The organism is Candidatus Amarolinea aalborgensis, from assembly GCF_900491745.1.
Lineage (GTDB): Bacteria > Chloroflexota > Anaerolineae > SSC4 > Amarolineaceae > Amarolinea > Amarolinea aalborgensis.
The window spans coordinates 179,127-200,690 of record NZ_UETR01000006.1 but is presented as its reverse complement, the minus strand read 5'-3'; the positions used below and the strand labels follow the sequence as shown (position 1 = coordinate 200,690).

The window sequence follows — 21,564 nt, the reverse complement described above, 5'->3', positions numbered from 1 at the left end:
GAGTCATATCGGTCGCAACCCGCCGGATTACGATGAGGGAAACAGATGGACGTTGAACCCAATTCCGACCTGGAGTTTCGCCAGCGACTCGCGCGGCGCAAGCGCGCAGGCCGCTTCTTCGCCGCCGTGGCGTTCGCGGCTACCCTTGTGGGCTTGATCGTGTTGGCCATCCTGCTGGTGGATGTGCTCACTAAGAGCCAGGGGTGGCTCACTTGGCAATTCCTGACGAGCTTTCCTTCCCGGTTTCCGCAGAAGGCCGGCATTCTCTCGGCCTTCGTTGGCTCCCTCTGGCTTGTGGGACTGACCGCGATCATTGCCTTTCCCATCGGCGTGGCCGCAGCCATCTACCTGGAGGAATACGCGCCGCAGAATTGGATCACCAATCTGATCCAGATCAACATCTCGAACCTGGCCGGCGTCCCTTCCATCGTCTATGGCTTGCTGGGATTAGGCATCTTCGTGCGCGGCTTGATGCTGGGCCGCAGCCTGCTGGCCGGCGCCTTGACCATGAGCCTGCTCATCTTGCCGACGATCATCATCGCCTCGCGTGAAGCGATCCGGGCCGTACCGGTTTCCCTGCGCCATGCCTCGCTCGCCTTGGGCGGCACGCGCTGGCAAACGGTGTGGTATACGGTGCTGCCTATGTCTTTTCCTGGCATCCTGACCGGCACCATCCTCGCGCTCTCCCGCGCCGTGGGTGAAACCGCGCCGCTCATCACCATCGGCGCACTCACCTACATCGCCTTCTTGCCGGAGAACATCTTCAGTCAGTTCACCGTGCTGCCAATCCAAATTTTCAATTGGACCTCGCGCCCCCAGGCCGATTTCCGTCTGCTGGCCGCAGCCGGCATCGTCGTCCTGTTAGCCGTCCTATTAACCGCCAATGCCATCGCCATTATTTTGCGCGATCGCCTGCAAAAGCGTTTCTAACGAGTGATCCTATGCAACTTGATTCGATGATTCTTTCATCAAGCACGACGAATCCTGATTCCAACCATCAGAGCGCTTTCAGCATTGAAGGTCTGAACTTTTGGTATGGGGCCAGCCACGCGCTCAAAGACCTCACCCTGGAAGTCCCCGCGCGCAAAATCATGGCCATCATTGGCCCCTCCGGCTGCGGCAAGAGCACTTTCTTACGTTGTTTCAACCGTATGAACGACTTGATCCCCGCCACCCGCGTCGCCGGCAAGGTTTGGTTTCATGGCCAGGACCTCTACGCGCCGGCGGTGGACCCGGTCGAAGTGCGCAAACGCATCGGCATGGTTTTTCAGAAACCCAACCCATTCCCCCAGTCCATTTTCGATAACGTGGCCTACGGCCCACGCGTCAACGGCTTTCGGGGCAACATGCAAGACATCGTCGAACGCTCCTTGCGCCAGGCCGCCTTGTGGGATGAAGTCAAGGATAAGCTGCGCGCCAGCGCCTACGCCCTGTCCGGCGGGCAACAGCAGCGCCTGTGCATTGCTCGCGCCCTGGCCGTGGAACCAGAAGTCATCCTGATGGATGAGCCTTGTTCGGCGCTCGATCCGATTGCCACGCTCAAGATCGAAGAGCTGATGGTGGAACTGGCCGCGCAGTATACGATCATCATTGTGACGCACAACATGCAGCAGGCCGCGCGCGTCTCCGACATCACCGCGATGATGATGCTGGATGACAATCGCAAATCGGGCACGGTGATCGAAGTTGGCCCCACGCGCGCGATGTTCACGTCGCCGCGCGACAAACGCACCGAGGATTACGTCACCGGTCGTTTTGGTTAAGCAGCGCCATGCGCGGAATCGAATGTGCAGGCCGGCAGGCTTGCAGGAGCGGACTATGTCCATTCGTCAACATTTTGAACGTGAACTGCAAAAGCTGCAGGCCGATGTTCTTCTGTTAGGCTCCATGGTGGAAAAAGCTATCCTGGATTCAGTAGACATCTTGCAGCGCCGTGAACTGGAAGCCGCGCGACAGTTGATCGCGGACGACCGGTTGATCAACGAAAGGCGGCTCGCCCTCGAGGACAATTGCCTGGCGCTGATTGCCACGCAGCAGCCGATGGCGAGCGATCTGCGCACGCTGGCATCCATCCTGGAAATTGCCACCGAGTTGGAGCGCATGGGGGATTACGGCAAAGGCATTGCCCGCATCACCCTCATGCTGGCCGACGAACCGTTGATTTTTCCATTGTCCAGCATCGAGCTGATGGCCAGCAAGGCCTGCGACATGCTGCGCCGCGCGCTCGACGCCTTCCAGCGCCGCGACGATCAAACCGCGCGCGCGCTGCCCGCCGAAGACGATGAAGTGGATGCGCTTTACGTGCGCACGCAACGTCAACTGATTGACCTCATCGTGGCTGATGCGCGCAACATTGACCAGGCCATGCGCTTGCTGTGGGTCGCGCACAACCTGGAGCGCGCCGCCGATCGTGTCACCAATATCTGCGAGCGCACCGTCTACACCATTACGGGCCGCATGACCGAATTGGATGTCTTGGATTCCGCCCAGACAACTCCCGGCGCGTTGCCACGCGATCCGTTGGCCGCGCAAGAACGGGATTGACCATGAGGTGAAGCCATGTCAACTGACAGTGCTGCCCCGGCCCAGGAAATCGAACTGAAGTTTCATGTTCCTGGCGAAGATGTGTTCAACCGTTTGTTGGCGCTCGATCGCGTGGGTGATTTTGTGCTGCGCGACCAGGGTGTACAACGCGGGGAAGATGTCTACTTCGACACGGCGGAGCACAACTTCTTGCATGCAGGCTTTGCCTGCCGCTTGCGCCCGCGTCCCAACGGCGCCTGGTTGGCCACGTTGAAGGGTCTGCACAGCGGCGGCAACCAGGCGCGCGGCTTGCATGAGCGCGCCGAAGTCGAAGTGACCCTGAACGCCCCTGGGCCGCCTGAAACCTGGCCTGAAGGTCCGGCGCGCACCCTGGCGCAGTCGCTGGCCGCGGGCGACGCGTTGGAAGAACTGGTTCACATTCAACAGACGCGCTACGTGCGCCAGGCGCTGACGGCCAACCGCGTGATCGCAGAGATGACCCTGGATGCCGTCCTCTTCAACGCCGCGGATGAGCCGGTGTGGTTGGTGGAAATTGAGCTGAGCCACGACGGCAGCCCGGCTGAGTTGGAAGCCTGCGGCGACGCGCTGCAAGCCGCTTTTCCCGAGCTGCAGCCCGAACCGCGCTCCAAGCTGGCGATCGCGCTCGCCTTGGCTGGCGCGGCCGACGCCGAGCTGGCGTTGGCGACCGCCGAAGCCGCCGGCGCTCCCGACCTGACCCTCGGCGACAAGGGCGGCCGCGCGGCTGGCGTACGCAGCGATGACCGCATGAGCGAGGCGGGACGCAAAATCCTCTATTTTCATTTCCGCCGCATGCTGCGCCAGGAAAAGGGTGCACGCAAGGGCGAAGATATCGAGGCCCTGCACGATATGCGGGTAGCCACCCGCCGCATGCGCGCGGCGCTCAAGATTTTCGAACCCTATTTTGAGAAGGACGACATCGCTTCGTTTGGGCGCAACCTGCGGCGCACTGGCCGCGCCTTGGGCCAGGTGCGCGACCTGGATGTGCTGCTGGACAAGCTGCAGCGCTACGCGGCGGGTTTGCCAGACACCGAACGCGCCGGTTTGGAAAGGCTGCGCCTGGCCTGGGAAGCGCAGCGCGACGCCGCGCGACGCGCTATGCTGGCTTTTTTGGAAAGCGATCGCTATCGCCAGTTCAAGCGGGATTTCGAGACTTTTCTCACCGCGCCAGGCGCTGGCGCACGACCGCTCAGCCGCAACGAGCCGCAGCGCGTGCTGGTTTGTCACGTCGTCGGGAGTACAGTCTGGCTTGATTTCGAGTGCATCCGCGCCTACGAGTGGGTGCTGGACCGCGCGACCCTGGAGACCCTGCACCAACTGCGCATCGAGATCAAGGGGCTACGCTATCTGCTGGAGTTCTTGCGCGAGGTGTTAGGTCGCGACGCCGATGGGGTCATTGCCGAGCTGGTGCAAACGCAAGATTTATTGGGCGATTTGCACGACGCGGATGTGGCCGTGCACCTGCTCAGCGATTTTCTGGCGCACCAGACTGGTTTGCCAGAGACGCGGGCGCGGAAGCAGCCCGAGTTGAAGGGGGTTGTCTCCTATTTGACCGCCCAGGAGGGGCAGTTGCGCAAGCTGCAGCGCAGGGTACCCGCGGCGTGGAAACGACTCAATGCGCCCAAACTGCGGCGCCAATTGGCGCTGGCCGTAGCGAATTTGTAACCAGGGGGATGCTGTGAAGCGTAACGTTCTTTTCTTGTGTACGGGCAATTCCTGCCGCTCACAGTTGGCTGAAGCCATTGTCAACGCGCGTCTGGGCGATGCCTGGGCCGCGGTATCGGCCGGCACCCAGCCTGCGGGCTACGTCCACCCGCTGGCGCTGCAAGTCCTGGCCGAGATCGGCATCGTCCCCGCGCATGCCCGCTCCAAGTCCACGGACGAGTTCCGATCCACACCCTTCGACCTGGTAGTCACCGTGTGCGATGACGCCGCAGAGAATTGCCCGGTCTGGCTGGGCCAAGGGCGCCGCGTGCATCTTGGCTTTCCCGATCCTGCCAAAGCCCAGGGCAGCGCCGCGGAAGTCCTGGCCGCGTTCCGCCAGGTGCGCGACGACATTGCAGAGCAGGTGACCGCCTTGTTGACAAGGGACGCATGAAGGTCAAGCATCCTCAGACATAGCCTGCCGGGGCCTTACAACTGCCCTCGCAGCGTGCCCACATACCCGGTCAATTCGACGTAGCCCTGACCGCTGAGAGGCTGGCCGTGGCTGTCGCCTTCGATGGCCACGGCGCCTTCCCAATAGGTTTGCGCCAGGCGCAGCTCTTGATCGGCCTGGCGCGGGGTAACGGTGAGTGTTAGCCCGTAGGCGGGAATGGTGATTCGCCAACGGGCCGGGTAACGACCGCCGCTGGCTGCGCTTTGCCAGGTGTCAAGCACGTCAATGCGCACCTCGCTCCCGGTCAGGTGCTGCACGCGGCCGTCGGCTTCAATCAGGCTGCCGCTCGACTGCGGCTCGATCGTGCCATCGTCACGCCGAATCTGGTAGACCATCAGCTCTCGTCCATCGTCAAGTTGCAGCGCAAACCAGTCCCAGCCAATCGCGCGCGCGCCCAGAGCTGTCGTACCGAACTCGTGATCCATCCAGCCGCTGCCGGTCACCGCAAACGCCTGACCGTTGACCGTAATCGCGCCTTGCAGCGGCAAGCGCGTCAGCGAGTAGTACATCGAGGCATTGCCCATTTCAGGCCCCTTCTGATGCAGACCGGCCTCGCCATGCAGGGCTGGCGGCTTGCCCCAGGTCAACGTCAGATCAAGCGCCAGGTCATTTTGTTGCGCGCGCAGCCGTTCCGTCTGCGGGCCAATGCCTTCTACCGACCAATCTTCCAGCCAGACCCGGTACGGCTCTGCCTGCGCGCCAGCCAGCCCGGCCGCGCCGCGGCTGTAGCGGTCAAAGGCATGGAACTGCTGACCGCCGATGTCGCTCAAGGCAAAGTGCGCCATGTAGACCTGGTTGCTGGCCCAATCCGACGTGCGGGCAGCCGCTTCTGGAGTCAGCGCGCGGCGGAAAAAGGTCAACTGAAAGCCAAAACGACGACCGTCCGCGCTTTCCAGGTTGCCGACATAGTACCACCACTCGGTGAGATAGGCCGGATGCGGGCCGTGATCACGCGGGAACTCGATGCTCACCGGGGTGGTGACCTGCGCAAACCCAGCCGTGGAGGCGACGGCCGCGTCCACAATCTGCCCGCTGACCTGGCTTGGCGGCTGTGGCCGTCCCCACCACCAACCGCCGCCCACCAGCAGCGCCACCACGACCAAACCCAAAAGTATGCGACGAGTCATGCGATCTCCAATCTCTGGTCTCCGGTCTCCATTTCCTTACTCTCCGCGCAGCGCATCTGCGATGACAATGCGCGCCTGGCGCCAGGCCGGATAGATACCGGCCAACAGGGCGGCCAACAGCGCGACGCCCAACGCCTGCAGGAAAGCCGCAGGGCTGACTTGCAGCAGCAGGGTCCAGCCAAATGAGCGCAGGTTAATGACATAGATCAGCACCAGCGCCAGCGCCAGACCGGCCGGCAAGGCCAACAGGCCCGCAGTCCCGCCCATCAACCCGGTCTCCAGCAAGGTCAGGCCCCAGAGCTGCCGGCGCGTCAAGCCACTGGCCGCCAGAATGCCCAGCTCACGCGTGCGCTCCAACTGCAGCGACAGCAGCGCGCTCAGGACGCCAATGAAAGCCACGACTGTCGCCAGCAGTTGCAGCGCGATCGTGATAGCAAAGGCGCGGTCGAAAACATCTAGTACGGCGCGGCGCAGCCCGGCATTGGGGTTGATGACTAACGCCTCTTCCCCGGCAAAACGGCTGCGCAGGGTTTCCACGACGGCATCCACATCACGCCCTGGCTGCACATAGATCGCAATCGAGGTGACGGCGCGATCATTCCATAAGCGGCGATACACGGCATCGTCCATGATGACCGTCCCGGCGCCGGCGGCATAGTCATAGTAAACGCCAGCGACAGGGAACTCAGCCAGACCGTGGTCGCTCAGCAAGCGCAGGGTCGCGCCGCGCCCCTGGTTGGGTAACTTGCGCAGGTTTACGAACGGCTCGGAAACGATCACCGCGCCTTGACGCACCTGCTGCCAAAGGGCGGCCGCGTCAGGCGCAGCCGACCAGAGGTAGCGGCGATGCCCATCCGACACATCGCCTGTTGCGGCCACCACGGCCACGCTGCCCAGATCGGGCGAGCTAACGGTGACGCTGCGCGCGGTCTCCACGCGGCGCAGCTCCGGTTCGCGCGCCAGCGCCGTGGCCAACCCATCCGGCAGGGCTGTGGTGACACGCGTGGCGGTCAGGGAAGGTGGGGAGATAAAAATGTCCGCCTGTAAGGTGGCGGCCAGCCAATCCTCAACGGTGCTGCGAAAACTGCCAATCATCAGGCTGACGCCAATGATGACCGAGACAGAGACCATGAGCGCGGCAATGGCGACCGAGGTGCGACTGAGTGAGCGGCTAATGGTGCGTGGGGCCAGGCGCCCCAGGTAGCCAAAGAGGCGGCTGGTCAGCGGTGTGACCACGGTCATCAGCGCAAGGGTCACGCCAGGGGTGAGCAGGGCAAACGCAAGCACCAGCATAAAAAGGCCCGCAAAGTTGAGCACGAGTGAATTTTGCGGCAGCCATAAGAGCAGAACACTGAGGCCGATCAACCCTACGCCAGCCAGGGTTAGCGACGGCAAGTAGCGCCGAATCTGGCTCTCGATGACCGATCGGCGGAACGCGTTGACTGGCGGGACGTTGGTGGCTTCGAGGGCCGGCGCGGCTGCGGCCAGAAGCGCTGCGCTGAGACCAATGACCAGCCCCTTGAGCAGGCTGAAGAAGGGCACGTCTACGCTGCGCACGTTGACGACAAAATAGAGATCCGTAATCGTTTGTGTCACCAGGGTGACAGCGGCGCGGCCAAGAATCACGCCCAGCGCCAGGCCGAGCAGGGATCCAATCAGGCCAAGAGCCGCGGCTTCGAACAGGACAATGGCAAAAATCTCGCGGCGCGTCATGCCCAGCGCGCGCAGGGTGCCTAACACCGGACGTCGTTGAATCACGGAAAACGAGACCGTGTTGTAGATCAGGAACATGCCCACAACCAGCGCCAGCAGGCTGAGCGCAGTCAAGTTGAGCTCAAAGGCAGAGGTCATCTGCTCCAGAACGCCGGCGCGCGCGGCGGCCGCTTCGATGGTTGCCCCAAGCGGCAGGATGGCGCGAATCTGGTCCAGGGTCGCCGTGTCACCCGCAGGGATGATGAGATCAATGTGGCTCAGGCGACCGCGCATGTCCAACAGTTCCTGCGCGGTGGCAATATCGGTCAAGATCAGGCCGTCGAGCCCGCGACGACTGATGTCATCGGCAGCCCGAATCAGGCCGACCACCTGCACGGTTGTGGTCTGCGCGCCGACACGCAAGCTGAGGGTGTCATTGCGCTGCAGACCAAAGCGCTGAGCCAGGCTTTCGGACAGCAGCACCGTGTTGGGGCGGGTGAGCAGCGCGGTGAGACTGTCAAGGGGCACACGATCAGATTGGCTGGTCAAGTATGAGCGAAAGGGCGCTTCGGCAAAGGGGTCCACGCCGAGGAGGCGCAGCGGCTGGTTGTCAAGCGTGGGTACGCTGACATACCCTTCAACCACGGGCGCGCTGTTCCGTTGGTGCAGATCCACGCGCGCCCGGCGGTAGACAGACTCGTCGAGGCCAGCCGGTCCTCCAAACACCTGGTGCGTTGCCTTGCCGGCCACCGTCTCTGTGGAGAGGCGAAACGCGCGGCTGGCGCTGCCGTTGGCCAGGTCAATGGCGACCATCATGGCGACGCCCAAGGCTACGCCCATGATGAAAAGCACGCTTTGCCAGCGTCGCCGCGCCACATGGCGCAGGCTGACGCGCAGCAGATAGCGCGGAGCGCTGAATTTTATCCTCATTCTCTGCGGCCTCGCATCGCTGCAGGCAGTTCCGGCGCGGGGATCAATTGCCCATGCACAATCCGAAAAACTCGATCGGCCTGGCTGGCAACTTCCATCGAATGGGTCGCCATGATGAGGGTGCGGCCAGCCTGGCGCGTCAGTTCCAGCAGCAGGCCCAGCACGCTGCGGCCAGTATCCTCGTCCAGGTTCCCAGTCGGCTCATCGGCCAGGATGAGCGTCGGATTCGCAGCCAGGGCGCGCGCAATCGCCACGCGCTGCTGTTCGCCGCCGGAAAGGCGGTCGGGGTAGGTGTCCGCGCGGTTAGCCAGGCCTACGCGCGTCATCAGGTCACGCACGCGCGCCAGCGCCCGGCCGGCCGGCCAGTTGTTGAGTTCCAACGTCAAAAGGATGTTTTCTTGCACGGTTAGCGTGGGAATCAGGTTGAAAAACTGAAAAACAAAGCCAATATGCTGGCGGCGGAACAGGGTTCTCTGCTGTTCGGGGAGTCGGGTGACTGGGATGTCGTTGAACCAGATTTCACCCTGGCTAGGGTCGTCAATCCCGCTGATCAAGTTGAGCAAGGTGCTCTTGCCCGAACCAGACCTGCCCAACAGCACGGTGAACTCACCTGCTTGCAGATCGAGGTTGACATCGTGCAGGATGACATGGCGTTCCCCTGCTTCCGTATAATCCTTGCCCACGCCTTGCAGGCGGACAATAGGATTGGTGGCCAGGGTTCCGTCGGCCTGGGCGGGCGAGGGGATAGACGTTTTCAACAGCATGAGCAACCTCCGGTTGGCGCCTGCGGGCGAGTTTCGCATTGACAGCAGGCTTATTGCTTGGACGCTGTGGTTTGCCGCGCGGTCACGAAAGCGGGTTTACGCCCACCGCAAGTGGCCGCGTGCACGACCGGCCATTCCAAAAGTGCTGCGGCTCATCGCCCGGGGGCTGTCGAACCAGGAGTTCAGGCAGCGGCTTTTTCTGGCGCTCGACATGGTCAAGGGGACAACTGCCGCAACTTCGACAAACTTCTGGTTTGCCTCACACGACAAACTGGGGTAAAGTAGGACTGCAATAGCAACTGTGCTGTTGATGGTTGCTGACTATGAGGTGAGCATATGTCTCCAGAACTGACTGCGGTTGTCGAACCCTTCGTGCGGCGTGGGCTGTTTCCCAATGCCGAAATGGCGATCAGCGAGATCGCCCGCGACTACGTGCTGCGCCAGATCGAACGCTACCGCGCCATCGAAGCAGACTTCCAGACGCGCCACGGCATGACCTATGAGCAGTTCGACGAGTATCTGCGCGCCCGGTCGAAAACGCTGAGCGAAGCGCCCAGCCCAATGCTCAACAAAGCGGTGATGGTCGAAGAAGACGACGCTTTGGAGTGGAAAATCGCGCGCGACATGGTGCGAAGCTGGCTAGGCTTACAGGGCGAGGTCGCGCAGTGAACACGCTGGCGGATCTGTTGAGCTACGTCGTGACGGCGCTGCAGCGATCCGGTCGTTGCAGCGCCGTGCGCGTCCTTGACACGCAGTCGTTCTCTGCACGCCAGTACGCCATCAAGGTGCGCGCCGAATCGCTCAACGGAGACGTGCTTCAAATTCGCATTTATGATCATAGCGGGCATGTGGACTACTCCTATCAGTTGCTTCGCGCTGGCGAACCGCTCATGCGCTGGGACAACAAGGAGCACTTCCCCGAAATTGCCTCGTATCCCCACCACTTTCATAGCCCCTCGGGCGAAGTTCGCCTGTCGCCGTTGACCGGTGATGTGACAACAGATTTGCCTTTGGTGCTCACCATACTTGACCCATCCGGCCAGGCTTAAGTCAAGCCGCCGCGAGCAAGTTGACGTGCATCTGGATGCACACGGTCGTTAATCAGTGGACAGCGCTTCTCCCGCGCGGCGCCGTGACCGGCCACGCGCCGAAGTCGTCCAGCGCCAGCAGGCCCACCCTGCGCACGCTGTTGCTGCGGTCGTCGAAGCGATTCCTCCCGTTGGCCCACGTCCGCAGCCGCTGAGCGAGCGCGAGCTGGCTGATGCTCTGTGACGATGCGTTTTGATGAGGATGGAAACGGCTTGACGGAGTAGCAGGTTCGGGGTACACTGCGGGTGGACAGCACGTCGAGCGAGGAATAGGCGATGACTATTGAGTTGGATGTACAGAAGATCTACAGCGAATTGAACCAGGTGCGCCGAGAACTGGGCTCGCTTAGGAGCTCGGTTGATCAACTGGGCCAGGTGATCCGTCCCCAGACGGCCACTGCGCACGCACATATCATTCGCATTCCAGGCGTGCATGGCGGCCGTCCCGTGGTGCGCGGCACGGGTGTGAGCGTGCAGACCATCGCGGAACAGTCACAGTTGGGGCGCTCCCCACAGCAGATCGTCGAGGATTTCGAGGATGTGTTGACCCTGGCCCAGGTCTACGACGCGCTCAGCTACTACTACGAACACCAGGTTGAGATTGATCGCTCCATCGTCCAGAACCGCGAGGCGCTATGGCAGGGACCGCCGCTAACGGCATCTTTGTGAGGCTGTACATTGACGCAGACATCAGCTACAAGCTGGCGCAGGCATTGCGCGGCCGCGGGTTCGATGCAATGGCGGCCCACGAGGTTGGCATGGCCGAGGCATCGGACGACGAGCAGATGGCCTACGCCGCAGCCGAAGGCCGCGCCATCCTGACCTGCAACGCGCAGGACTTCACTCCCATCTTTCGGGACTATTGGCGCAATCAACGCAGCCACAACGGAGTTATCGTTTCAGAGCAGCTTGGGTTAGGCGAAATGCTGCGGAGGGTGATCAAGTTCCTGAACTCGGTGGCTGCCGACGAGATGATCAACAACTGGAAGAACCTGGCTGAGTTTGCAACGCGGGCTGAGTAGGTGGCTTCGCAGATCTCCGCCATCCTCCCAGTGGTCCAGGCTGAACTCCCGCTCTGTCCAGTTGGGCGTGACCACGGCGGGGCAGGTTGTTGTTATCTGCATGCACCCGATCATTGACCAGTTGACAACGCCTCTCCCGCGCCCAAAGAGTCGGGGAAGTGCGGGAGGAAACGACTACATCTTGTGGCGGTTCACTCTCCATCGCTGAGGCCCTCCACCGCCCCCATCAGCTGCAGCGCCAGTTTCTGTGCATCGGTCACGCCCTGGATGCCGGTAATGTCGAGCCGTTCATAGGGGCGGTCGCGGCGCAAGGTCGTGACAGAGTCGCCGTTCTCCATCTGCCAAATTCGGATCGCGCCATCGTCGCCGCAACTGGCGAGGAGGCGACCGTCCGGGCTGGCGCGCAGCGATTGCACCGGCCCGTCGTGTCCCGGGCGCGCGAGCACGCATTGCCCGCTGTGCGCATTCCACCAGCGCAGCACGCCGTCGTTGCCCGCGCTGACCAGGCGCTCGCCATCCGCGCTCCAGGCGACGCCGTTGACCAACTCGCTCGGATCGTCCAGCGCGGCCATCGGCGTCCAGCGCTCGGTGTCCCAAATCCACAGGTGGTCCCTGCCGTGTCCCCAACTGCCCGAGGCCAGGCGCGTGCCGTCGGCGCTCCAGGCCAGGGCGGTCACCATGCCGCGCTGGCCGTGCAGCGTGGCGCGCAGCGAATAATCCTCGCAGTCGCAGACCAGAATCAACCCGCCCTCGCCTGAAGCGGCCAGATACCTGCCGTCCGGGCTCCATGCCACGCAGCGGAGTCTGGGCGGCGCAGCGGCGTTCCCCACACGCTGCAAAGTTCGTGCGCGCCGGTCGTAAACCAGCACGCCCTGGCGGTGCGTTGCCACCGCCAGGCGCTCGCCGTCCGGGCTCCAGGCCGTGGCGAAGAGCTGCGCGTCCACCAGCGCGGCGTCCGTCACGACCCGCTCGCCGGCGGCTCTGGCGGCGTCCCAGATGCGGATCGTGTTGTCCTCGCTGCAGCTCGCCAGCCAGCGGCCATCGGGACTCCATGACACACCCCAGATGATCGCCTTGTGGCCGCGCAGCAGGTGCAGCGGGACAAGCTGGGCGGCATCCCAGATCGTCACCAGCCCATCGTTGCCGCCGGCGGCAATCTGCGCGCTGTCCGGACTCCAGGCCACATCGGACACGGCGCGCGCGAAGCCCTGCCACTTGCTGATGCACTGCCCCGTGACCATGTCCCAGACCTGCATACTGTCATCTTCGTGCGCAGTGTCCAACGTGCGGCTGTCGGGCGAAAAGGCCAGCGCGCGCACCGGCGTCATCGTTCCGGTGAACGCCATGCGCTGCTTGCGCTGCTCCACGTCCCAGACCCAGAAGGCGCGGTCCAGCTCGCCCAACGCCAGATAGCGGCCATCGGAACTCCACGCCAGCCCCATCAGGCGCGCGGAGACGGGTATGGTCTCCTTGACCGCGCCGCCCGCGGTGTCCCAGAGCTTGACCGTTCCATCCCACGCTGCGCTGGCCAGCGTGCGGCCATCGGGGGCGAACGCCAGTCCGCGCACCGGGCCGCTGTGCCCGTCGAGGGTCTGGGCTGGTGTGAGCTGGAGCCTCGGCGCGTCGGCTTCCGCCGCCGCCCACAGGCGGATGCGGCCGTCATGGCCCGCGGTGACGAGAAACTCGCTATCAGGACTCCAAACAACACAGAACACCGGGCCTGTGTGTTCGTCCAGCGTTTGCAGCAAGGCGCCGCTGACCCCATCCCACAGACGAACTTGACCTTCGGTTCCGCCGCTGACCAGGGCGCGGCCGTCGGGTGAAAAGGCCACGGCCATGACGGCATCCACCGGGGGACTGGTCCAGAGCAGGCCGCCGCTGGCTGCATCCCACAGCTTGACGACGCCGTCCCAGCTGCCCGTGGCCAGGCGCTGTTCGTCCGGGCTGAAGGCGACGGCGGCCACCGTGCTGTGATGCGCTCGCCAGGTGCGCAGCAAGCGGCGTTGCGAGTACAGCCATTGCTGGACTTGCCCCTGCCGATTGCCGCCCGCCCAATACGTTCCCTTGCGGCTGAAAGCCATCGCCCAAATCGTGTCCGTCGCCTGCGTAAAGACTGCGTCGCGCAGGGTTGCCTCGGCCAGACTCGCGTCGCGCAGGTGGACGCCGCGCAGATAGACGTTGCGCAGCGAGAGCTGATGCAGGTCCAGCCCGGACAGATCGCCGCGCGCCGTGCGCAGCAGCGCCAGCAGGTTGGCCGGCGCATACCCCTGAATCTCGTCCCTCTGCCCCCGCAACGGCTCCAGCAGCGCCAGCAAGCGCGCCTCCAGGGCCGCGGGCTGTGGCAGCGCGGCGCGCAGGCGGGCCAGCAGCGGGGTCACCAGCAAGCGAATCTGCGCCTCGCGAATGAACTCCTTGCCGCTGGCCAGCTCCAGCCCGTGATCGCTCAAGAGATTCAAGCGCCCGCGCTCGATCTCGCTGGCCGCTGCGGCGATGAGGCGCGTCGTGGCGTAGTCCAGCACGACCGATTGCAGGGTGAAGCTGCCCTTCACCTGGCCGCGCTCGATCAACGAGCGGCCGCGCAGCGTGTCCAGCGCCTCCAGGACCTGCGCGCCGGGCAGCGGCTGGACCAGCACGTTGGCGAGCTGGGGCACGGTCACCGGCTCGCGCAGAATGGCCAGCCACAGCATGATGCTCTCTTCCAAGGGCGAAAGGCGCGCAAACTGCTCTTGCAGCAGGTAGCGCACACCGCCAAAGATCAGCTCGCCGTGCTCCAGGAACGCGGCAATCTCGCCGCCGAACAGCCCCGCGATCGTCGGCGCCACGATCTTCAACGCCAGGGGGTTGCCGCCATAGCGCTCGATCAAACGGGCGCGCTCGGCCGCGCTGCCCGTCACGTCCAGCTCTTGCAGCAGCCGCTCACAGGCGCCGGCGTCGAGCTGGCGCAGGCGCAGCGAGCGAACCGGAGACCGACTGCCTTCCAGCGGCGCCAGTTCGCTGGGTTTTTCGCGACTGGTAAGCAGCAGGCAGCTCATGTGCTTGGTCTCAGCCGCGCGGCGCAGAAGGCGGCCATAGCCTTCATAACCGGCCAGCATGCGGCCGCTGCCTTCTGCCTCCTCCATGATGCTTTCCAGGTTGTCCAGCACCAGCAGCACACGCCGTGTCCGCAAGTACTCGAACAAGAGCGTGAGCCGTCGTTCGAGGCTGTCCAGCACGGTGGGCAGCGGCTCGCCCGCCAGGACGCGCAGCAGGTCGTCGAGCAAGGGTTGGCAGGGCGGGGCGTCCCGCAGCGAGCGCCACAGGACGGCGTCGAATTGATCCGCGACCTGGTGCATGAGCGTGACGGCCAGCGCGGACTTGCCCATGCCGCCCATACCCAGAACGCTAACCACCCGGCAGCGCTCTTCCAGCAGCCAATCGCGGAGGAGCGCCAGCTCGTCCTGGCGTCCGTAGAAGGTCGCCGCCTCTGGCGCATCGCCCCAATCGGTGAGGCGACCCGGCTGTGGACCATCTGGGGCAACGGGTGGGGAGCGCAGCGCAGGAGCTGGCGCAGCCGCTGGCTCATGCAGCTCTGCCAGCAAGCGGGTCAGCCAAGTTTCATCCAGCGGCACGCGGACACGCGAGCTCTGCCACAAGGCGCGGATTTCCTCGGCTTCCTGGCCGCTGTGAAAGGCGTGGTGCTGGTAACAGAGCTCAATGAGGTGCTTGAGATGCTGCGGGGAGGGATAGCTGGCGCCGGCCTCCCAACCGACTACGGCCTGGCGCGAGACGCCAAGAACGTCCGCAAGCCCCGACTGGGTCAGATTGGCTCCCGTGCGCAGCGCGAGGATTTGCTGACCGAAATCATAGTCGCGATCGTGATACATAGAGCGGCGCATTGTCACCTGCGTCTTTCTACTCCGCTCAGCGCATCGAGATGACAAGCGATGACAAGTGGGCTGACAAGTCTTGCAGAGTGACTTTCAGGTTTGTCCTCTCTATAATGGCTCTTGAAGAATGCGCCCAAGCGAGTTCACAGTGGTTCAGATAGCCAAGTGAAAGAAGGGCCACCAGCGGGCGGCGCGGGTTCATGATAGCACACAGAACACGCCGAGACAAAATTGGGTTTAGGATGCACACAGGAAACTGTGAAATAACGCAGCGTGATGAAAGGAAAATGACAATGTCAACACTGATCGTCGTTGGATTCAAGAAAGATATGTTCCGGGCCTCAGCCGTGCTGAACGAGCTCGTGGACATGAACTACGACTGGACGATTGATCTGCACGATGCCGTCGCGGCCTATCGCGACTACAACGGCAAACTGCGGATTGATGCCAGTTACCAGATGACACCGGGCGAAGGCGCTGCCTTCGGCGGCTTGTTCGGCTCGTTGATCGGACTCACCCTGGGCGCGATGGCTGCGCCGGTGACGGCGGGCGCCAGCGCCGCCGCGGCCGTCGCCGCCGCTGGGGCCGCGGGTGGCGCGCTCGGCGCTGCGGGCGGCGCCCTGGATGCGAAGTGGTGGAAAGACGACTTTGGCATCCCGCAGGATTTTGTCGAGGATGTGGGCGCGCAGGTCCAGCCTGGCGACTCGGCGATCTTCGCGCTGCTGCGGTCGTCAGATCCAGTCTTGGTCGCCGCGGAGTTCAGCAACTATGGCGGCACGGTGCTGTCAACCACGCTTACGCCGGCGCAGGCGCAAAGCGTGCAGGAGGTTCTGAATGGCAAGAACTGATTAACACGCTGCACGTTTCGTGCAAAGCAACCGTTAGGCTCGATAACTATAGATCAAACGATCAAATCAATCACAAGGAGAAACAATCATGAAGACCTGGACAGAGATGGAAGCAGAGATCGAACCGGAACTGCGCAAGGCAGCGCAAGAACTCGATCAGATGGAAACGGAAGAAGCTGTCACGGCAGCAGAATTTGACGCCAAGATCAAGGCCGCCGCGGTGGAAGCCAGGGCCAAACTTGAGGCGGAAAAAACCAAGATGCACGGCAACTACGAAGCCAAGCGCGCCAAGCTGCAGCAAGACCTGGGCGAGATGGATCGCAAGCTGGATGCGGCGGCAGCCCGCCTGGATACGGACATGGCGAAGGCGGACAACAAGGTCAAGACCGATCTGCAAGCGCAGCGCGCCAGGCTGGATGCAACCCGCGCAAGGGTGAACGCACAGCTCAAGGCAACCTACGAAGCGCAGGTCAAGCACATCAAGAGCCAGATTGCTGAAATGCAGGCTTGGGTGAAGACCGCAGACGGGAAGATTCGCGCCAAGATCATGGCCGATCTCGAAGCCATGCCCCAGAAAGTGACTGACGTCGAGCAGCAGATCCAGAAGCTGCACGCCGAACGCGTAGCCACGTGGAATGTGGATAAGGGCAAAGTGGAACGTGCGATCGCAGCCCTTAGGGCCGGGCGCGAAAAGGCGAGCGCGGACATCAAGGAAGGCAGCGAAAAGGCCAAGGCCGAGTTCAAGAAGGCCGCCTAATCCGGTAGGCGCGGCTGGACTGAGAACCGATTGCAGGAAAGAAACTTTGGGCGGGATGCGATTGGCATCCCGCCGGACAAATTACAATTTTACGGAGGTCTCGTATGTTGGACGTATTGACTCAGAAGTGGTGGGCGGTGGCGTTGCGCGGTATTCTCGCCATCCTGTTTGGCATCGTGGCGTTGGCGTACCCCGGCATGACGCTGGTCTCACTGGCGTTGATCATTGGCGCTTACGCCTTTGTGGATGGCGTGTTCGCCATCGTGAGCGCATTTGGACACCCTGGACGCGAAGCCGTCTGGTATGTGCTCGACGGCATCCTGGGGATGGCCGTCGGCCTGGCGACCTTCTTCTTCCCCGGCATTACCGCCCAGGCGTTGATCTTTCTCGTCGGCATGTGGGCAATCATGACGGGCGTCTTCGAGGTGATTGCTGGCTTCGAACTGCCCATCAAGCGGGACTGGATGTTGGTGATCGCCGGCATTGCCTCGATCATCTTTGGGGTGCTCGTGTTTGTCTATCCGGCCACCGGCGCACTGGCAATCGTGGGGTTGATTGGGATCTATGCCCTGGTGTTTGGCATCAGCATGCTCGTGTTCGGCATCCGCCTGCGCGGTCTGCGCAGCAGCCTGGCGGCCCAACCGGCATGATGTTATCTGAGTGAGTGACAGAACAAATCAAATTAAGGAGATACGAAAATGGCTACGATATTCGAGAAGATGGAGGAGCAGATGCTCCTGGATCAGGCGGCGTTCGACGTGGATATGAAGCACCTGCAGGAAGACTGGGCGCAGGCGAGCGAGGAAACCAAGGCCGCACTGAAAGCGAAGAAGGAAGAACAGAAGGCGAAGGCCCAGGCAGCCCAGGCCAAGGCCAAGGCCGAAATGGAACGCTTGCACAACGAGACCGATGCCAAGATCAGCGCGCTGAAGGATCAGTTGAAGCAGGCCAGCGACAGCCGCAAGGCCGAGATCGAGAAGCACATCGCCGAAATCAAGGTCGCCCACGAAACGCACATGGCCGAGCTTGACAAGCGTCTCGCCGAGCTAGAGGCGCAGGAGCAAGCGTGGTTGGCCCAAATCGAGAAGGGTCTCGCCAAGCTCGAGGCCGAGGACCAGGCGTGGATGGCCGAGCTTGAGGCCGAGGGCGCAGCCTACGACGCGGAGATCGAGAAGCGCGCCGCCGAGTTGAAGGCCGAGCGGGAAGCGCGGCGGGCAGAGAATCAGAAGCGCATCGCCGAGCGCAAGGCCGAGCAAGAAGCGCGCAAGGCCAAGCTGGCGCAGGCCGGCTCCCTCATCAAAGAAGCGCTGCGGCCCTAAGGTCTGAAGGCGCAGCAGCGTCGGCGGGCATGACGAACCCTTTGAGCTTCCAAGCCGCCTGGGTTCCCGTGCCCGCCGTTGCTCTGTAGCATGGGTGAGCGGCGCCGCAGTCAGCCAGAATACCATCGTCTGCGCCGGATCCACGCCATCCTGAACTAGCCCTGGAGGTTTCATGAACACAAATCCGTTACAGCGCTCCGTGCGCCATCGCCAGCGTTACCAACAGATTGTCGGGGTGTTTCTTCGCCACGGTTTTGGCTATCTGTTCGAACGCCTCGGACCCGAATGGGCGCCACAGCGACGATCCACCCAGTCGCCCGACCAACCTGCTGCGCCGGTGACGGAGCAGGATCTGCCGTCGCATTTCAGGCAGGCGCTGGAAGAGCTGGGACCAACGTTCGTAAAGCTTGGACAGGTGCTGTCAACACGCCCCGACTTGCTGCCCCCGTCTTACGTCGCCGAGCTGAGCAAGCTGCAAGATGCCGTGCCGCCCGTGCCCTGGGACGCGATCCACGATGTGATCACCCAAGAGCTGGGGCGCTCGCCGGAGGAGGTTTTTGCGTCTATCACTCCCGAACCACTCGGAGCCGCCTCTCTGGGCCAGGTGCATGCTGCCACGCTGGCCGATGGCACAGAGGTAGTGATCAAAGTACAGCGGCCCAATATCCAGGCCACAATTGCGACTGACCTTGAAATCATGCAGGCGCTGGCGCCAGCCGCCCAGCGCACGCCTGAGGGGCAGATCCACGACTTCGTCGCTGAGGCCGACGACTTTGCGTATACGTTGAATAACGAGCTGGACTATCGCCTGGAAGGGCGGAACGCCGACCGCTTCCGGGCTAACTTCGCCGATGAGCCACTCCTCCATGTGCCGCACGTTTACTGGGAATACACCACCTCGCGCGTGCTCGTGCTCGAGCGCATCCAGGGCGTCAAAATAGATGACGTTGCGGCCGTGGAAGGAGCCGGCTACGATCGTCACCAGGTGGCCGTGAACGCCGCGCGCATGCTCGTCAAGGAAGTGCTGGAAGATGGCTTTTTCCACGCCGATGTCCACCCCGGCAACTTCGTGGTGATGCCGGGCGAGGTGATCGGCGTCATGGACTTCGGCAAAATGGGCTACCTGCGAGATGAAGACCGTTCCGACGCCATCGGCTTCTACGCGGCCGTCGTGTCCCTGGATCCTGATGGCATCGTTGACCTGCTCATCCGCATGAAGGCTGCCGGCGGCGAGGTGGACCGCAAGGCACTGTCGCGGGATATCGAGCGCCTATTGTACAAGTATTACAACGTGGCGATAGGAGACATCCACATCCAGGGATTGTACGACGTAGCCATGCCGATTATCAACCGCTATCACTTGCGCCTGCCGTCCAATTTCGGGCTGCTGCTGCAGACGTTGGGCATGATGCAGGGCATTGCACTCACCCTAGACCCCGGTTTTGATGTGTGGGGTTTTTCCGAGCCTTATGTGCGGCAGGTGACCTGGCGCCTGGCGCTGCCGCAGCGCGGCTGGGCCCAAAGCCTGCTGCGTCAGGGACGGGAGTGGGGCGACTTGATCTCCAATCTGCCCCGCACCGGGAACCGTCTGCTCGAAAGGGCTGAACGAGGCGAGCTGCTGCAGATCGGGCTGAAAGACACCGCTCCCCTCATGAAGCAGGTGGATCGCCTCACGACCCGGCTGGCGCTGAGCCTGCTGCTTGCCGCGCTCACCATCAGCCTTGCACTGGTTGTGCCGGCGGCAACGGCAGGCAGCTCGCTGCAGTCGCTGGTGACGATTGGCTTTGCCGTGGCGGTCGGACTGATCGTATGGCTGTTCGTTTCGATCCTGGCAGGCACGCGCTGAGGCTTGGGTCGCTACGAAAAGCACCCAAAAGGCCCCAGTTTCTTGGAGAAACCGGGGCCTTCTCTGCCATCAGCTAAGCCGGAGCCAAATGCTTCAACGCAAGGGCGCCACGGTGCAAGGGCGCCCAAAAAGCGCCTTGCGGCTTTGAGACTTTGCGGCTGCGCGTTAGAATTTCCTGCTCGCTGTATCAGAATTTCACTGACAAGAGACTAAGCGGGCCGGCGAGGGAGGGCGGCGACGAACTCGCCCTTGACCTTGGCCTGACCGTTCTGATCCACGGCTTCGATTTCCCCACGCACGCGGGCTTCGCCGTCCGATTCGAATTTTTCGGCCACCTGGCCGCGGCAAGTGATCACATCACCAGCGCGGCTGATGGCGGTAAAACGAACCGCCATCTTGCGCACCTGGCGCGGTTCGACCCAATTTGTCACCACGCGGCCAAGCAAACCAGCGATCAACATGCCGTGGGCAATGACGCCGTTGTTTCCCGCCTCGATGCCGGCCTGTTCCACGGTGTGAATGGGGTTGAAATCACCGGACGCGCCCGAATAACGCACGAACTGAATCTGGGTCAGCGGCTCATTCACGACGGTGGGCAGGGCATCGCCAATTTGAACATCGTCGAAGTAAATGGTCATTTTCGCCTCTTTTCCTCTGCATGCCCACTACCGACGCAGCACCATAGTGGCTCGCGCAATGACAACCACCTGGTCGTCCTGGTTGCGGTAGGTGGCGCGTGTCTTGACGAAATCCATGATGCCTGAGCGCCCTTCCTTGGTTTCGACGCTTACGATTTCGAGGCGCCCCGTAATGTCGTCGCCGGCCTGGAGCACGCCCAGGTATTCGTATTCCTCCTCGCCGTGCAGCAGGCGCATGATGTTGCCGCCCATCTGCGCCAGGATGCCGCGGGTTTCCGTGCCGCCCCAGAAGCGAAACAGGGTGGGGAAAGTGATTGGCGCCACCAGGTCGCGATAGCCGGCCGCGCGTGCGGCCTCCACGTCGTGAAAGAGCGGGTTTGGATCACCCAACGCCGTCGCCAGTTCACGAATCTTGCTGCGATCCACCTGGTAGCGAATCAGCGGTAATTCTTTGCCAATATAGCTGGTATCGAGCATGAAGCTCCTCCCTGAATGTGAATTGCGGTCGTCGGCTGGCCGACGCGTCCGGCAGGTGCACAGAGCGTTCGACTTCATGATAACACAGGCGAGGCAAAAATCGTAATTCCAGGCGGCGTCGTTGCGCAGCGCGTCATGGACGCGGCGCCCCCCGCGCGGGCCAGGGTGCATTTCAATTTCGGGGCGTAGCCCCAGAGGGGCTTGCACCTCGTAGCCGGATGGCCTTTGGCCTCCGGCGGGGTTGCTCGCCCCATAGCGTGCGCGCAACCAACGCCGCCCGACCGTGAACGGATCGGGCTACAAGGTGGAAGGCCCTATCGGGCCTGACGGCGCGCGAGGGGTTTGTATTTCGTGGCGGGCGCGTTTCAATTGCGCGGTGCAGCTCGCGCAGGCGAACTTTGCAGGCGTTGCAGCGATTTCAATCGCCCGACCCGCCCCCAAACTGAAATGCACCCCCAAGCGTGTTTGAC

The 21,564-nt window shown here is 62.8% G+C and carries 20 protein-coding genes; 14 read left to right on the top strand and 6 right to left on the bottom strand.

Annotation, left to right across the window (positions count from 1 at the left end; translation table 11 throughout):
* Nucleotides 1–45: 45 nt before the first annotated feature.
* Genes pstA through ACPQ6D_RS10575 form a run of 5 tightly spaced genes read left to right on the top strand, consistent with a single transcriptional unit; the run spans nt 46 to nt 4,660 of the window.
* Nucleotides 46–930 carry a phosphate ABC transporter permease PstA gene (gene pstA / locus ACPQ6D_RS10595; RefSeq protein WP_423224292.1) on the top strand — a complete coding sequence of 295 codons (885 nt, stop codon included), beginning with the start codon at nt 46–48 and terminating at the stop codon, nt 928–930.
* Between the two features lie 26 nt (nt 931–956).
* A complete protein-coding gene (gene pstB, locus ACPQ6D_RS10590) occupies nt 957–1,763 on the top strand; it encodes a phosphate ABC transporter ATP-binding protein PstB (RefSeq protein WP_423224393.1) in 807 nt (268 codons plus the stop codon).
* Between the two features lie 55 nt (nt 1,764–1,818).
* Nucleotides 1,819–2,544 (top strand): phosphate signaling complex protein PhoU, encoded by a 726-nt coding sequence (gene phoU / locus ACPQ6D_RS10585; RefSeq protein ID WP_423224291.1) that lies wholly within the window; start codon nt 1,819–1,821, stop codon nt 2,542–2,544.
* A 15-nt stretch (nt 2,545–2,559) separates the two neighbouring features.
* Nucleotides 2,560–4,227 (top strand): CYTH and CHAD domain-containing protein, encoded by a 1,668-nt coding sequence (locus ACPQ6D_RS10580; RefSeq protein ID WP_423224290.1) that lies wholly within the window; start codon nt 2,560–2,562, stop codon nt 4,225–4,227.
* A 13-nt stretch (nt 4,228–4,240) separates the two neighbouring features.
* A complete protein-coding gene (locus ACPQ6D_RS10575; protein ID WP_423224289.1) occupies nt 4,241–4,660 on the top strand; it encodes an arsenate reductase ArsC in 420 nt (139 codons plus the stop codon).
* Between the two features lie 35 nt (nt 4,661–4,695).
* On the opposite strand, the gene ACPQ6D_RS10570 is transcribed toward ACPQ6D_RS10575, so the two are convergent.
* The 3 genes from ACPQ6D_RS10570 to ACPQ6D_RS10560 are packed head-to-tail and all read right to left on the bottom strand — an operon-like array spanning nt 4,696 to nt 9,233.
* Nucleotides 4,696–5,847: a lipocalin-like domain-containing protein gene (locus tag ACPQ6D_RS10570; RefSeq protein ID WP_423224288.1), complete on the bottom strand. Its 1,152-nt coding sequence runs from the start codon at nt 5,845–5,847 to the stop codon at nt 4,696–4,698.
* 36 nt (nt 5,848–5,883) lie between these two features.
* Nucleotides 5,884–8,469: an FtsX-like permease family protein gene (locus tag ACPQ6D_RS10565; RefSeq protein ID WP_423224287.1), complete on the bottom strand. Its 2,586-nt coding sequence runs from the start codon at nt 8,467–8,469 to the stop codon at nt 5,884–5,886.
* A complete protein-coding gene (locus tag ACPQ6D_RS10560; RefSeq protein ID WP_423224286.1) occupies nt 8,466–9,233 on the bottom strand; it encodes an ABC transporter ATP-binding protein in 768 nt (255 codons plus the stop codon). Before ACPQ6D_RS10560 ends, ACPQ6D_RS10565 begins: the two co-directional genes overlap by 4 nt.
* Nucleotides 9,234–9,569: 336 nt before the next feature.
* Between ACPQ6D_RS10560 and ACPQ6D_RS10555 the strand changes: the two genes are divergently transcribed.
* From ACPQ6D_RS10555 to ACPQ6D_RS10540, 4 genes are all read left to right on the top strand, one after another.
* A complete protein-coding gene (locus ACPQ6D_RS10555) occupies nt 9,570–9,902 on the top strand; it encodes a hypothetical protein (RefSeq protein ID WP_423224285.1) in 333 nt (110 codons plus the stop codon).
* Entirely contained in the window at nt 9,899–10,282 is a 384-nt protein-coding gene (locus ACPQ6D_RS10550) for a toxin-antitoxin system TumE family protein (protein ID WP_423224284.1), read from the top strand. The genes ACPQ6D_RS10555 and ACPQ6D_RS10550 overlap by 4 nt, the downstream gene beginning before the upstream one ends.
* Nucleotides 10,283–10,597: 315 nt before the next feature.
* The gene (locus ACPQ6D_RS10545) at nt 10,598–10,990 is read left to right on the top strand and encodes a DUF433 domain-containing protein (RefSeq protein WP_423224283.1); all 393 of its coding nucleotides are present in this window, start codon (nt 10,598–10,600) and stop codon (nt 10,988–10,990) included.
* Nucleotides 10,987–11,343 carry a DUF5615 family PIN-like protein gene (locus tag ACPQ6D_RS10540; RefSeq protein ID WP_423224282.1) on the top strand — a complete coding sequence of 119 codons (357 nt, stop codon included), beginning with the start codon at nt 10,987–10,989 and terminating at the stop codon, nt 11,341–11,343. The genes ACPQ6D_RS10545 and ACPQ6D_RS10540 overlap by 4 nt, the downstream gene beginning before the upstream one ends.
* Before the next feature lie 191 nt (nt 11,344–11,534).
* On the opposite strand, the gene ACPQ6D_RS10535 is transcribed toward ACPQ6D_RS10540, so the two are convergent.
* Nucleotides 11,535–15,206, bottom strand: a complete 3,672-nt coding sequence (locus ACPQ6D_RS10535; protein ID WP_423224281.1) for a WD40 domain-containing protein — start codon at nt 15,204–15,206, stop codon at nt 11,535–11,537.
* A gap of 296 nt (nt 15,207–15,502) precedes the next feature.
* Between ACPQ6D_RS10535 and ACPQ6D_RS10530 the strand changes: the two genes are divergently transcribed.
* The 5 genes from ACPQ6D_RS10530 to ACPQ6D_RS10510 all read left to right on the top strand — a co-directional run bounded on the left by ACPQ6D_RS10530 (nt 15,503) and on the right by ACPQ6D_RS10510 (nt 19,979).
* Entirely contained in the window at nt 15,503–16,057 is a 555-nt protein-coding gene (locus ACPQ6D_RS10530; protein ID WP_423224280.1) for a DUF1269 domain-containing protein, read from the top strand.
* Nucleotides 16,058–16,145: 88 nt separating this feature from the next.
* Entirely contained in the window at nt 16,146–16,814 is a 669-nt protein-coding gene (locus tag ACPQ6D_RS10525) for a GumC domain-containing protein (protein ID WP_423224279.1), read from the top strand.
* A gap of 104 nt (nt 16,815–16,918) precedes the next feature.
* Nucleotides 16,919–17,464: an HdeD family acid-resistance protein gene (locus tag ACPQ6D_RS10520; protein WP_423224278.1), complete on the top strand. Its 546-nt coding sequence runs from the start codon at nt 16,919–16,921 to the stop codon at nt 17,462–17,464.
* Between the two features lie 81 nt (nt 17,465–17,545).
* Nucleotides 17,546–18,133, top strand: a complete 588-nt coding sequence (locus ACPQ6D_RS10515) for a hypothetical protein (protein WP_423224277.1) — start codon at nt 17,546–17,548, stop codon at nt 18,131–18,133.
* Between the two features lie 172 nt (nt 18,134–18,305).
* The gene (locus ACPQ6D_RS10510) at nt 18,306–19,979 is read left to right on the top strand and encodes an ABC1 kinase family protein (RefSeq protein ID WP_423224276.1); all 1,674 of its coding nucleotides are present in this window, start codon (nt 18,306–18,308) and stop codon (nt 19,977–19,979) included.
* Nucleotides 19,980–20,188: 209 nt separating this feature from the next.
* Here ACPQ6D_RS10510 and ACPQ6D_RS10505 read toward each other — a convergent pair whose 3' ends face one another.
* Together ACPQ6D_RS10505 and ACPQ6D_RS10500 are read right to left on the bottom strand one after the other, a co-directional pair.
* A complete protein-coding gene (locus tag ACPQ6D_RS10505; protein ID WP_423224275.1) occupies nt 20,189–20,617 on the bottom strand; it encodes a MaoC/PaaZ C-terminal domain-containing protein in 429 nt (142 codons plus the stop codon).
* 27 nt (nt 20,618–20,644) lie between these two features.
* Nucleotides 20,645–21,094, bottom strand: a complete 450-nt coding sequence (locus ACPQ6D_RS10500; RefSeq protein WP_423224274.1) for a MaoC family dehydratase N-terminal domain-containing protein — start codon at nt 21,092–21,094, stop codon at nt 20,645–20,647.
* Between the last annotated feature and the right edge of the window lie 470 nt (nt 21,095–21,564).